The organism is bacterium, assembly GCA_028820935.1.
GTDB lineage: Bacteria > Actinomycetota > Acidimicrobiia > Spongiisociales > Spongiisociaceae > Spongiisocius.
Genome location: JAPPHZ010000030.1, coordinates 53,271 through 66,585 on the forward strand (window position 1 = coordinate 53,271; position 13,315 = coordinate 66,585).

At 67.8% G+C, this 13,315-nt stretch carries 11 protein-coding genes; 10 read left to right on the forward strand and 1 reads right to left on the reverse strand.

Going from position 1 to position 13,315, the window contains the following annotated elements; all coding sequences use genetic code 11:
• Position 1: 1 nt before the first annotated feature.
• Genes OXM57_07950 through OXM57_07975 form a run of 6 tightly spaced genes read left to right on the forward strand, consistent with a single transcriptional unit; the run spans position 2 to position 3,851 of the window.
• A complete protein-coding gene (locus OXM57_07950; GenBank protein ID MDE0352612.1) occupies positions 2–631 on the forward strand; it encodes a polyphenol oxidase family protein in 630 nt (209 codons plus the stop codon).
• Positions 628–1,287 (forward strand): YggS family pyridoxal phosphate-dependent enzyme, encoded by a 660-nt coding sequence (locus OXM57_07955; GenBank protein ID MDE0352613.1) that lies wholly within the window; start codon positions 628–630, stop codon positions 1,285–1,287. Before OXM57_07950 ends, OXM57_07955 begins: the two co-directional genes overlap by 4 nt.
• A gap of 26 nt (positions 1,288–1,313) precedes the next feature.
• The gene (locus tag OXM57_07960; protein MDE0352614.1) at positions 1,314–1,859 is read left to right on the forward strand and encodes a cell division protein SepF; all 546 of its coding nucleotides are present in this window, start codon (positions 1,314–1,316) and stop codon (positions 1,857–1,859) included.
• Positions 1,860–1,866: 7 nt separating this feature from the next.
• Positions 1,867–2,124, forward strand: coding sequence for a YggT family protein (locus tag OXM57_07965; protein ID MDE0352615.1), 258 nt, complete (start codon positions 1,867–1,869; stop codon positions 2,122–2,124).
• Positions 2,125–2,134: 10 nt separating this feature from the next.
• Complete coding sequence (locus tag OXM57_07970; GenBank protein ID MDE0352616.1) at positions 2,135–2,533, forward strand: DivIVA domain-containing protein; 399 nt, start codon at positions 2,135–2,137, stop codon at positions 2,531–2,533.
• A 58-nt stretch (positions 2,534–2,591) separates the two neighbouring features.
• Positions 2,592–3,851 carry an FAD-dependent oxidoreductase gene (locus OXM57_07975; GenBank protein ID MDE0352617.1) on the forward strand — a complete coding sequence of 420 codons (1,260 nt, stop codon included), beginning with the start codon at positions 2,592–2,594 and terminating at the stop codon, positions 3,849–3,851.
• Positions 3,852–3,855: 4 nt separating this feature from the next.
• On the opposite strand, the gene ileS is transcribed toward OXM57_07975, so the two are convergent.
• Entirely contained in the window at positions 3,856–7,053 is a 3,198-nt protein-coding gene (gene ileS, locus OXM57_07980) for an isoleucine--tRNA ligase (protein MDE0352618.1), read from the reverse strand.
• A gap of 147 nt (positions 7,054–7,200) precedes the next feature.
• On the opposite strand from ileS, the gene OXM57_07985 reads away from it, so the two are divergent.
• The 4 genes from OXM57_07985 to dnaE all read left to right on the forward strand — a co-directional run bounded on the left by OXM57_07985 (position 7,201) and on the right by dnaE (position 12,564).
• The gene (locus OXM57_07985; GenBank protein ID MDE0352619.1) at positions 7,201–7,581 is read left to right on the forward strand and encodes a TraR/DksA C4-type zinc finger protein; all 381 of its coding nucleotides are present in this window, start codon (positions 7,201–7,203) and stop codon (positions 7,579–7,581) included.
• Complete coding sequence (gene lspA, locus OXM57_07990; GenBank protein MDE0352620.1) at positions 7,551–8,027, forward strand: signal peptidase II; 477 nt, start codon at positions 7,551–7,553, stop codon at positions 8,025–8,027. Before OXM57_07985 ends, lspA begins: the two co-directional genes overlap by 31 nt.
• Complete coding sequence (locus OXM57_07995) at positions 8,006–8,947, forward strand: RluA family pseudouridine synthase (protein MDE0352621.1); 942 nt, start codon at positions 8,006–8,008, stop codon at positions 8,945–8,947. Before lspA ends, OXM57_07995 begins: the two co-directional genes overlap by 22 nt.
• Before the next feature lie 95 nt (positions 8,948–9,042).
• A complete protein-coding gene (gene dnaE / locus OXM57_08000) occupies positions 9,043–12,564 on the forward strand; it encodes a DNA polymerase III subunit alpha (GenBank protein MDE0352622.1) in 3,522 nt (1,173 codons plus the stop codon).
• Positions 12,565–13,315: the final 751 nt, after the last annotated feature.

Below are 13,315 nucleotides of genomic sequence, written 5' to 3' on the forward strand. Positions count from 1 at the left end.
GGTGCTGATCCGGCCTCCCCGGTTCCGCGGCGCCGCATTCACCACCGCCGCGGCCGGCGACATGTTGTCCGGTGATCGCGAGACGGTATCAAGGACGCTCGGGGTCCCATCCGAGTGGGCTTCGCTCCGCCAGGTTCATGGGGCGGAGGTACTGACCGTCACCGAACCGGGCCGGGCCGGGCCCGGCGACGCCCTCGTTAGTAGCGCAAAGGCTCTGCCTCTGGCCGTCATGACCGCCGACTGCGCAGGCGTGGTGCTGGAGACCGAGAATGCCGTGGGTGTGGCGCACGCCGGATGGAGGGGGGTGGTGGCCGGCGTGGTAGCGGCGACAGCCCGCCGTCTGGAGGGTCTGGGAAGGCGGCCCGGTCCGGTGTTGAGGGCTGCCATCGGTCCGTTGATCGGGCCCTGCTGTTTCGAGGTCGGTCCGGAAGTCGCCGTCCTGTTCCGTGACAGGCACGTCAAGTCCACCGGTGGCATGACGACCGTTGATCTGGCGACCGCCGTCCGTGAGCAGGTCCCGCAGGCCGAGTGGTGGTCGGCCGAGGCGTGTACTCGCTGCGAGGAGGGTTGGTTCTCGTTCCGGGCCGACCGCACCAAGCATCGCTTGGCGGCCTTGGGATGGATTCCGTGAGCGTGGCCGTCCGCCTGCGCGAGGTGGTCCGGCGCGTCGAGGACGCTGCCCGCCGGTCGGGCCGGGACCGCGACGACGTGAGGATCGTGGCGATCGGCAAGGGCCGCCCACCCGCCGTACTGGAGGAGGCCATCGCCGCCGGACATCTGGTGTTCGGTGAGAACCGGGGGCAGGAGTTGGCGTCGAAGGCCGGCCGGCTCCCGAGCAACCTCGAATGGCACTTCGTGGGCCCGCTCCAGACCAACAAGGTGCGGATGGTCCGGCCGCTGGTGGCCCTGCTGCACTCCTTCGACCGCGATCGGCTGGTGAAGCCATGGCTGCGCGGCGCGGACCGGCCCCCACCGACCCTGCTACAGGTCAACATCGGGAGGGAGCCCCAGAAGTCGGGGGTCCAACCCGATCTCGTGGTCGAGACTTTCGAGCGGTGGGAAGCGGCGGGGGTCCCGCTGGCCGGAGTGATGGCGATACCTCCGATCGGCGCGAGACCAGAGGATTCCCGCCCCTACTTCGTCCGGATGCGGGAGATCAGGGACGAGCTGTCCGCCCGGCTGGGGCGTCCTATGGCGCTTAGCATGGGCATGACGGACGATTTTGAGGTGGCGATCGAGGAAGGATCCACCATCGTTCGCATCGGACGGGCTATCTTTGGGCCCTGAGCCGTAGCGGTACAGAAATGAGCGCCATGAACAAACTGCTGACATGGATGGGTCTCGTGGACGAAGGAGAGCCCTCCCTGAACCCCGGTTACGGAACCCGGACCGACATGCCCAGCCGCCGGCCTCCGCCGCGGAGCCAGTTCCGCATAGTGGACGATCAGCCGCAGACACCGGCTGACCGGAGTTCCCGGATCGCCGAGCCGGTCCCTCCCTACCAGCGGCCCGCGGTGGTTTCCGCACGCGGCGACTCGGATGTCATCGTGCGGGGTCCGGAGGCGGCCGTCATCTCGGCCAGCTACACCGAGATACTCGAGGCCCGCGGATTCGATGACGTGAGGAAGGTCGCCGACGTACTCCGGGAACAGGTTCCGGTGGTGGTGAACCTGAAGAGTCTCGATCCTCCGACGGTACGGAGGTTGGTCGACTTCCTGTGCGGCCTCGTGTATGCGTTGGAGGGGACCATCCAGAAACCGGCCGCGGGAGTCCTGCTGGTGCGCCCCCCGAGGGTCACGATCACCCGGCAGGAGTTACAGCGCCTGGCCTCCCTGGGCCTGTACGACATCGACGTCTGAGGCGGGCTTGATCCGGCTGATCTGCAATCTGCTGCAGCTCTACGTGGTTGCGATCGTCGCCCGGGCCGTCCTGAGCTGGATCGAGGTTCCCGGCGATCACCCGGTCGGCCGGGCGGTGGCGGTGCTCTCGCGGATCGTGGATCCGCCGCTCCGGCCGCTCCGGCGCTCCCTTCCCGCCATCCCTGTGGGGGGTGTCAGGTTGGATCTGTCGCCGATCATCCTGATCGTGGCGATAATGATCGTGGCGAGGATCATATGCAGATGACGAGGATGGTATGCGGATAAGTTCGAACGAGGTCCAGGCGGTCAAGTTCTCGGTTGCCCTGCGCGGGTACGCCGAGGACGAGGTCGACGCCTTTCTCGACATCGTGGTCAAGACGATCTCCGAGTACGAGGGACTCCACGACCGGCTGCAGCGTGAGGTAGGGCGGCTGCGGGCGGCGCTCGACGAATGCCGGGAGAACCGGATCGCGGAGGGTTCAGCCAAGGCCCGGACCGTGGTGACCGTCCAGGCCGATGAGGCCGTGGCCCGGGTTCGGGAAGTGATCGACGAGGCCGCTCGGACATCGGAACAGATGGTTGAGAACGTGCTGGAGGCGGGCGAGCACCTTCTGGACCAATTCCGCGCCGCCATGACACCTGGAGAGCAGCAGGACGGTCCCGTCCCGCGTTGAAGAGCGGTCCGCCGAGGGGTTCCAGATGTCGCATCCATCGTACGAAGGGTCGCCGCCCGTGACATCCCTGCCGCGCCGCGCCGACGTGGCGGTGATCGGTGGCGGCGTGGTCGGGCTGTGCGTCGCATACGAGTTGGCGGCGCATGGTCGCCAGGTGGTCGTCATCGACGGGGGACGGATCGGGCGCGGTAGCGCCGCCGGCAACGCCGGGTTGATCACCCCGAGCCACCTGATCCCCATGGCCGCCCCCGGCGTGCTGTCCGGCGTGGTGGGTGGGATGATCCGGCGGACCGGTCCGGTCACCGTGCGTCCGTCGATCGACCCGTCGTACCTGCGCTGGATGATCCGGTTTGCCCGCAATTGCAACTCCCGGGCCGCCCATGCGGGGGCGATCGCCCTGTCCACACTCGGGTTCCTCAGCGCCGACCTGGCGGTGCAGTGGATCAGGCGTGAAAGCATCGAGTGTTCCTACCAGAAGTCGGGACTCCTGTACGCCTACGGAGATCCGGCGGCCTTCGAAGCCTCTCGGCACGAGGCCGACACGATGGAGCGGTACGGCGTCACCGTCGAGAGATACGACGCCGCCGAACTCCGCGAGCAGGAGCCTGCACTCGACGAGGGGGTCGTCGGGGGATTCCGGTGCGTGGATGATGCCGGTCTGGATCCCGCCCGCTTCATGTCGGGAATCGTGTCGGTGCTCTCCGAACGCGGGGTCGTGTTCGTTCCCCAAACGCGGCTGCTGGACTTCCGGACCTCGGACGGCGGGGTGGACCGCCTGGTGACCGCGCGGGGCGACCTGGCGGCTGACGAGGTTGTGATCGCCACCGGCGCGTGGACCCCCGGCGTGGCCGCCCTGCTCGGTGAGTCGATCCCCATCCAGGCCGGTAAGGGTTACAGCATGACGGTGGCGGCGCCCCGCCAAGGTCCTCGCAACAACATCCTGTTGGGAGACCGATGGGTGGCGGTGAACCCGATCGGAGACCAACTGCGGATGAGCGGCTGGCTCGAGTTGGGCCGCCTCGACACTCGGCCGTCGTTACGCCGGCTGGCCACGGTGGAGGCCAACGTTCGATCCCGCGTCCGGCTCGACCCCGAGCTCACGGTGCTGGAAAGATGGGCGGGTCTGCGACCGGTGACGCCCGACGGGCTTCCCATCATCGGCCGGTCACCCGGCTGGCGCAACGTGACCTACGCCGTCGGGCACGGCAAGCTCGGCCTGTCGCACGGGCCGGTAACCGGCCGGCTGGTGGCCCAGATCATCTGCGACCGACCCACCGACCTCGAGCTGGATCCCTTCTCGCCCCGCCGGTTCGGCTAGAGGGCTAGCCGGCTGCCTTCTCGAGGCGCACCGAGAGGGCGCTCTCACCGATCTCGAACCGTGTCCCGCCTTGCACGGGCCCGGGGAGGATCTCCACAGCCAGCACCTCGCCGGCGATGAATCCGGCGTGGGTCTGAACGGCCTCGGCAAGGAGGTCGTCGTCGGTGTGATACCGGAGCCCGATCCGGTCGGTGACCTCGAGCCCGAGGTCGCGCCGGGCGCGCTGGATCCGTGACACCACCTCGCGGGCCAGGCCCTCGCTCCGCAGTCCGCCGGTGAGCACCGTGTCGAGCGCCACCGACAGCGAACCATCCGACGCCACAGCCAGTCCCGGAAGGGGGTTCCTGGTGATGACCACGTCGTCGGCGCTCAACTCGTGGCCGGCGATGGTCATCGCGCCCGCTTCGAGCAGGGACGCCACCTCGTCCGACGGCAGTCCCGCCAGCGCGGCCGCGACCTCCCGGACCGCGGCGCCGAGGCGGGGACCCAGGCGCTTGTAGTTGGCCTTGGCCGCCAGCTCGACCACCGACAGCTCGTCTTCACGGGTGCCGATCTCCTTGACGTTCAGCTCCTCGGCGATCACCGCGCCGTGGCGATGGACCGCGGCCGTCACGTCGGGATCGCGGGTGACCACCGCCAGCCGCGCCAGGGGCTGGCGAACACCGATCGAGTGATACGACCGCAGCGACCGGCCGAGCGTCACCACCGTGCGGGCTACATCCATCGACCGCTCGAGGTCCTCGTCGATCGTGTCCTCGTCCACCACCGGGTAGTCGGTGTGATGGACGCTGGAGGCTTCCGGTACCAGGCCGGTGTGGATCTCCTCGGTGATGAAGGGCAGGACCGGCGCCAGCAGGCGGCTGAAGGTCACCAGCACCTCGTAGAGGGTGGCGAAGGCAGCCTGCTTGTCGGCCTCGTTGCCCTCCCGAGCCCGCCAGAACCGGCGCCTCGACCTTCTCACGTACCAGTTGGTCAGGTCGTTGACGAAGCCGAGAGCCGGGCCCACCACGGCATAGAGGTAGTAGCCCTCCATCAACTCGTTGGTCCGCCGGATCAGCGACTGCAGGACGCTCAGTATCCAGCGGTCGATCTCGGGCCGGTCGGCGGGGACGGGCGCCGACCTGAGGTCTTCGAACCGGATACCGTCCGCCTCGGCATAGGTGGTGAAGAAGGAATAGGCGTTCCAGAACGGCAGGATCACCGTCCGCACCACCTCGCGCACCCCCGCCTCGGAGAAGCGGAGCGGCTCGGCCCGCAGTACCGGCGAGTCGATCAGGTAGGCCCGGACCGCGTCTCCCCCGTACCGGTCCAGAACTGCGGAGGGCTCGGGGTAGTTCTTGAGACGCTTGGACATCTTGCGCCCGTCCTCCGCCAGGATCATGCCGTTGACGACGCAGTTGCGGAACGCGACCTCGTCGAACAGGGCGGCGGCCAGTACATGGAGGGTGTAGAACCATCCCCGGGTCTGATCGAGACCCTCGGCGATGAAGTCGGCGGGGAACGTCCGCGGGAAACGTTCCTCGTTCTCGAACGGGTAGTGATACTGGGCGTATGGCATCGACCCGGACTCGAACCAGCAGTCCAGCACTTCGGGCACGCGGGCCATGACACCTGGCCGGTCCGTGCATGACGGGCAGGAATAGGTCACCTCGTCGACCACGTGCTTGTGGAGGTCCTCCAGCCACACGCCGGACCGTTCGGCCAGATCTTCCCGGCCACCCATGCACTCCTGGTAGCCACAGGAGTCGCACTCCCAGACCGGGATGCAGCTCCCCCAGAACCGGTTGCGGGAGACCGCCCAGTCCCGGGCGTCCTCCAGCCAGTTGCCGAACCGGTTGGCCCCTACCGGCCCCGGAACCCAATGGATGGATCCGTTCAGCTCCACCATCCGGTCGCGGACCGCCTCGACCCGCACGAACCAGGTTGGGATGGCCTTGTAGATGAGCGGCTGATCGGTGCGGTAGCAGAACGGGTAGGAGTGGACGATCTGCTCATTCTTCAGCAGCGCTCCCGATTCCCGGAGGAGGCCGATGATGGTGTCGGCCGCTTCGAACACGTGGAGCCCGGCCAGGTCGGGGGTGGCGGCGGTGAACCTCGCCTCGAGGTCGACCGGATCGACGATTGCGTCCAGGTCCGCGTCCGCCAAGGCGTAGAGGTCCTCCTCGCCGTAGGCGGGCGCCATATGGACCAGGCCGGTTCCCTCGTCGGTGGTCACCGACGGGCTGGGGATCACCCGGAAGGCCCTCCGGGCGGCACGATCCTCGAAGTAGGGGAGGGGCGGCCGGTAGCGCACCCCCATCAGCTCGCTGCCGGAGGCGACCGCAGCCGGCCGCCGGGCCTCGCCGAAGACCTCCTCCACCCGGCCGGCAGCCACCCAGTAGCGGCCTCCGCCGTCCTCGATCGCCACGTAGTCGATGTCGGGGCCGACTGCCACCGCCAGGTTGCCCGGAAGCGTCCAGGGAGTGGTGGTCCAGATGGTCAGGTAGTCGCCGGGGCGGGCCGGCCCGCTCGGGTCGGGGGTGTCGAGGATCTCCAAGCGGACCGTGACGGCGGGGTCGGGGTGGTCGCGATAGCCGCCCAGGCTCACCTCGAAGTTGGACAGGGTGGTGCCGGCGGCCCACGAGTAGGGAAGTACCTTGAAGGCCCGGTAGACGAGACCTTTGTCCCACAGCGCTCGGAACACCCACCAGACGCTCTCCATGAACTCGGGGTCCATGGTCTTGTAGTCGTTCCTGAAGTCGACCCAGCGGCCTATGCGGCGGGTTATGCCCTCCCAGTCGGCGGTGGTGACCTCGACCATCCGGCGGCAGGCGTCGTTGAAGACGGTCACGCCCAGCTCCTCGATCTGGCGGGGGCCGGAGATGCCGAGCTGCTGCTCGACCTCCATCTCGACCGGCAAGCCGTGGGTGTCCCAGCCGAAGCGGCGTTCCACCCGGTGTCCCCGCATGGTCCAGTAGCGGGGAACGATGTCCTTGATGATCCCGGCCAGGATGTGGCCGTAGTGGGGGCTCCCGGAGGCGAACGGGGGGCCGTCGTAGAACGTGTACTCGTGCTCGCGGGGTCGCATCTCGACGGAGGCCTGGAAGGCCCCGGTCTCGTCCCAACGCTCCAGGATGCGCGCGTCGAGGGCCGGGAGGTCGAGCCCGGGAGGCACTCGGGTGAAGTCGGAGACCGGCGCGGAGTCGGGTTTGCTACCTGGCATGATCCTGTGAGTAGCTGCGGGCGCCATCGTACCCGTAGCGGTTGGCGGTGCCGGAACCGGCCGGCCGGAGCGGAGCGATCCCAGCGACCGGGTTCCGGACCTGCTAGCTTCGGTCGGCCCCCACAGTCGCGCCGGAGGAAGAGCAGTATGGCTTCTCGACGCAAGCTGGCCGAGTCCACACTCGCACGTTTCAAGAGGCTCCTCGAGGAGAGGGAGCGGAGCCTGGTGTCGGTCATCGCCGACCACGAAGCCGAGCGGAGCGAGGTCAGGATGGCTGAGACCGCCGCTGAGCGCCGACCCGATCCGGACTCGGCCGATGGCGGCGCGATGGCCTTCGAGTTCGAGAAGGAACTGTCGGTGGACCGCAACAGCCGTGACCTGCTCGGCCAGGTCCGTAACGCCCTCCAGTCACTGGAGGACGGCACCTACGGCGACTGCCGGGTATGTGGAAGCTCCATCCCGGTGGCGCGCCTGCGGGCCCTTCCGCAGACCAGCCTGTGCGTGAAGTGCGCGTCGCGCCGGCGCTGACCAGCCGACGTATCAGCGCCGGCCTCCTAGGCGGGGCCGTTCTGGTAGCCGATCAGATCAGCAAGCTGTGGGCGCGAACGGCGTTGGCCGACCACGACCTCGTGATCATTCCCGGCTGGTTCCGGCTCGCGGTCACCGAGAACTCGGGGGCGGCTTTCTCGCTGTTCCAGGGTTACGGCTCCTGGCTGGGGTTGGCAGCCGTCGCGGTCGCTTTCCTGATCTTGGTAGTGGTGGAGCGCAGTAGGAGCACCACCGAGCTGGTGGGGCTGGGTCTGGTGCTCGGCGGGGCGATCGGGAACGTCGTCGATCGGCTCCTGCGCGGACCGTGGATGTCCGGATCCGTCACGGACTTCATCGACTTCAGCTTCTGGCCCACCTTCAACCTGGCCGACTCCGCCATCACGGTGGGCGTGGTGATCCTCGTATGGGCGGCCAGACGCATCTGACCGTCCCGGAATCGCTGGACGGCGCCCGTTTCGACCTGATCCTGGCCCGCCTGGCCGGGGTGAGCAGGGCGAGGGCCCGGCGGATGATCGAGTCCGGCCGGGCCGGGCTGACATCAACCGGGCCGGACAGCGGGAACCGGCCCCCCGCCCGGCTCGGCGCCGGTGACGGCCTCTGGTTCGTGCCTCCCGAGACGCCCGCATTACAGCCGCATCCGGTCGAGCTCGACGTCCGCTACGAGGACCGCTACCTGGCCGTGATCGGCAAGCCCTCGGGGATGGTCACCCATCCGGGACCCGGTCACGGCGAGGCGACGCTGGTTTCGGCGCTGCTCCATCGGTGGCCGGAGGTCGAGGGGGTGGGCGAGTACCCGCGGTGGGGGATCGTCCACCGCCTCGACATGGACACCTCGGGGGCGATCCTCATCGCGCGGCATCCGCTTGCCCATCGTCGCCTGACCGAGGCGATCGCGGCCAGGGAAGTGCGCCGCCGCTACCTCACCCTCACCCACGGCGGCTTCGCGGTCGCCTCCGGGACGATCGACGCGCCGATCGATCGGCGGCGGGCGAGAAGTTTCGTGGGACCCGGCGGAAAACCCGCCGTCACCCACTACCGGTGGCTGGCCACGTGGGATCGTCCCCTGCTGAGCCTGCTGGAGGTGACTCTCGAGACCGGGCGTACACACCAGATCCGGGTGCATCTGGGCTCGATCGATCGGCCGGTGGTGGGGGATAAGGTCTACGGCCGGCCCGCCAGGGCCGGAGTGGATCCGGGCCGGGTCTGGCTCCATGCCCACCGGCTGGGTCTCGTACATCCGGTCACCCGCCAGAACCTCGACGTCGAGGCGCCGCTTCCGGCCGACCTCCGGTCGAGCCTCGAAGCCCTCGGCAGGCCGTCCGGCGGAGAGGCGCCGCGGGAATAAACCCGGTCATGCCCGTTCGGCCAACCGGAATTCGCTAATGTTTCGGATCGCTGGGTGCCCCTGACCGGCCGACGGGTAGCGGTCAAGGAATAGCCATGGCGAGTAAAGGTTTCGTCCACCTCCACGTTCACAGCGAGTTCTCGATGCTGGACGGCGCGGCGCGCCTGGACCACGCCGTGGAGGCGGTCGTGTCGCATGGCCAACCGGCGCTGGGCCTGACGGATCACGGAGTGCTCTACGGCGCGGTCGACTTCTACCGGGCCGCCACCGCGGCGGGCATCAAGCCGATAATCGGCGTGGAGGGTTACCTGACCACCGGCTCCCGCTTCGATCGGCCCACCGGGCCCGACAACGTCCGCCATCACATCACCCTGCTGGCAGAGACCCAGACCGGCTACGCCAACCTGGTCAAGCTGGTCAGCAGGGCCTTCCTGGAGGGTTACTACTACAAGCCCCGCATGGACCACGAGTTGCTGGCCGAGTATGCCGAGGGGATCATCGCCACCAGTGGCTGCCTGTCCGGTCATGTCCCCACGCTGCTGGCCCCGGACGCGCCGCGAGAGGACGGGTACGGCGGCGGCCGGAGGGATATGAAGAAAGCCGTGGAGGCAGCCGGTCTCTACCAGGACATCTTCGGCCGGGACCGGTTCTTCATCGAGCTTCACGACCTGGGCCTGGAAAGCCAACAGCGTATCCTTCCCGACCTGGTGGAGATCTCGCAGCGAGTCGGCGCTCCGCTTCTGGCCACCAACGATGCCCACTACACCCGCCAGGACGAGGCCGCCGCCCACGATGTGCTGCTCTGCATCCAGACGGGATCGACCGTGGATGACCCGGACCGGAGCCTTCGCTTCGAGGGCGAGGAGTTCTACCTGAAGACCCCCCGGGAGATGCGGGACCGGTTCCCGGAGGACACCTATCCCGATGCGTGCGACAACACGCTCCTGATCGCCGAGCGCGCCAACGTGGACCTGGACTTCGACCAGCTGCTCCTGCCCCATTTTCCGGTCCCGGACGGCCACACGGCCATGTCCTATTTGCGGGAGTTGGTAACCGAGGGCGCTCGCCGCCGCTACGAGGGCCGGACCGGCGGCGAGGTCGGGCAGCGGATAGAGCACGAGATGCGGATCATCGAGGATATGGGCTTCCCCGACTACTTCCTGATCGTGTGGGACCTGGTGCGCTACGCGAGGTCGCGCCGGATCAGGGTCGGCCCTGGGCGGGGCTCGGCGGCCGGATCGATCGTGGCGTACTCGCTGGGTATCACCGATCTGGACCCGATCGGGTACGGCCTGATCTTCGAGCGCTTCCTGAACCCCGGCCGGCGCGAGATGCCCGATATCGACATGGACTTCGACGAGCGTTTCCGGGGCGACATCATCCGGTACGCGGCCGACAGGTACGGATCCGATCACGTGGCGCAGATCGTCACCTTCTCCACGATCAAGGGGAAGCAGGCTATTCGTGACTCGGCCCGGGTCCAGGGTTTCCCTTACGCGATGGGAGACCGCCTGGCCAAGCTGATGCCGGATCCGGTCCTGGGACGGGAGGCATCGCTCGACATCTGCTTCAACCCCCCGGCCCACGACGCCGATGGGATCACCAAGGAGTGGTATGCCAACGCCGCCGGGCTGCGGGAGGAATACCGGGACAAGGAGGATGCCCGCCTGGTCCTGGACACCGCGCGGGGTCTGGAAGGGCTCCGCCGGCAGGACTCGATCCACGCCGCGGCGGTGGTGATCGCTCCCCGTCCGCTCACCGACCTGGTGCCGGTGCAGCGCAAGGGCGAGGACGCCGAGGTGGTCACCCAGTACGAGATGCATGCCATCGAGAAGCTGGGCCTGCTCAAGATGGACATTCTCGGCCTGCGCACGCTGTCGACCATCGACCGGACGCTGGACCTGATCGAACGGAGTACCGGGGCCCGGCCCGACATCGACCGGGTCCCCCTGGACGATGCCGACACCTACGAGATGCTCTGTAGAGGCGACACCATCGGGGTCTTCCAACTGGAAGGTACCGCCATGCGCTCCCTGATCAGGAGCCTACGGCCGGACCGATTCCAGGACATGATCGCCCTCGTGGCCCTGTACCGGCCGGGCCCGATGTCCAACGACTGGCACCACGCCTACGCCAACCGCAAGAACAGGCGCAGCAAGGTGGACTATCCCCATCCGGCCACCGAGGGCGTGCTGAGCGAGACCTATGGCCTCATGATCTACCAGGAACAGGTCATGCAGATCGCCCGCGACATAGCGGGGTACTCGATGGTCGACGCCGACGCCCTGCGCAAAGCCATGGGCAAGAAGATACCCGCCATCATGGAGCAGGAACGGGACAAGTTCGTGGAGGGCGTGGTGGCGGGCGGCAACACGCCGGAGTTCGGGGGAGAGCTGTTCGACTCGATCGAAGGCTTCGCCGGTTACGGCTTCAACAAGTCGCACAGCGCCGCCTACGGGCTGCTCGCCTACCAGACCGCCTACCTCAAGGTTCACTTCCCCGCCGAGTACATGGCCGCCCTGCTCACGTCTTCGCACCGGGAGAAGGACCGTAACCGCCTGTACCTGAGCGAGTGTCGAGTGATGGGGCTGGAGGTGTCGGCGCCGTCGGTCAACGCCTCCGAGAGCGACTTCACCGTCCGGGACGGCAGGATCGTGTTCGGACTCTCCGGGGTGCGGAACGTCGGGTCGGCGGTGGTGGAGAGGATCATCCAGGCCCGCCACGCCGGTGGCGCCTTCGCGGACTTCCAGGACTTCGCCAACCGGGTGGACACCATGGCCCTCAACAAGCGGGTGGTTGCCTCACTGATCAGGGCGGGCGCCTTCGAAGACCTCGGACACGCCCGGAGGGGCCTGAACGAGGTGGCGGAGCTGATGATCGAGCGTACGCTGGCCCGGAGGCGGCACGAGGAGGCGGGCCAGTTCAGCTTGTTCGGCGGGGAAGCCGAGGTTCCCGAGTTCGACGAAGTGGCGATTCCCGAGGATGAGTGGAACAAGTCCGTCCTGCTCGCCCACGAGAAGGAGATGCTGGGCCTCTACGTATCGGACCATCCGCTGAACGGTCTGGGCCGGGCCCTGGCCGAGCACGCCAACGCGACCGTGTCCGGGCTGGCGGGGCTGGCGGACGGGGAGCGGGTGAGGGTCGGCGGGATCGTCAGCGGCATCACCCGTCGCTACACCAACTCGGGGGAGCAGATGGCCTACTTCAACATCGAGGACCTTGACAGCTCGGTCGAGGTGGTGGTGTTTGCGAAGACCCTGTCCTCGGCCGACGAGATACTGGAGGAGGACGCCATCATGGTGGTGGAGGGCAGGCTGAGCAACCGGGACGAGGTGAAGGTCCGCGCCTTCCGGATCACCAGACCCAAGCTCGTCCCCGACAGCGACCTCAGGCTGCGTCTGGAGCCCCACCGGGCACTGACGGATCAGGATGCCTTCTTAGATTCGCTGCGCGAGCTCAAGCAGGTGGTGTCCAACCATCCGGGGCCGGCGCCGGTCTTCATCGACCTAACCGCCGGGGAGGACCGGAAGGTCTTCCGGCTGGACGACAAGGTGGAGTTGTCGTCGTCGTTATACGCCGAGGTGAGGGGCATTTTCGGGGAGGCTGCCCTCGCATAGATGATTAGCTCCTAGTTGTTAGTTGCTAGTCACTAGTTTCCTGCGATAGATTGTCTTAGACGAGATCGAACCAGTGTCCGTAGGCCGTGACTCTCAGAATGTCGCGCGACCGATTCTCGGAAGGTACCACTTGTTCCCAGAATGTAGTGCGATCCATTTCCAGAATGTGTTGCAATCCATGCCCAGAATGTGTTGCAAAGACAATCCGGGACGTGCTGAGGTGCTTCGTCCGTAGAGCCGGCTAGGCGCCCAGGCAGGCCCGCGCCACATCGTCCCACTCGGCGGCGAGGGGGGAGATCACGTCCATGTGGTCGGTCTCTGGCAGCTCGACCAGGCGGCATCGGTCGCCGGCCGCTCGGGCCGCCTCGACGAACCGGCGGCTCTGATCCGGCGTTACCGATCGGTCCCTGAGGCCGAGCACCGCCACCGTCGGGACACCGGCGGGAAGGGCTCGGATGGGGTCGACCGCCGGGAGGCGAGCGTGCCCGCCGTCGCCCAAGAAGGCCGAGAGCAGCCCGTCGAAGCCGGGGCCGCCGTTCCCGAGATCGAGCATCCCTGCCAGCGAGACGAAGCGGGCCGGACGTACGGATGCGGTCTTGGCGGCGAAGAACCCCAGCTGCGCGCCGGCCGAGTGCCCGATCACCGTCACCCGGCCCCGGTCGAGTCCGTGGTCGCCGGAAAGGGACGACAGGGCGCCGACCCCGGCGGAAACGTCGGCGATGGAATCCCGCCAGCCGCCCACCGGTGGGAT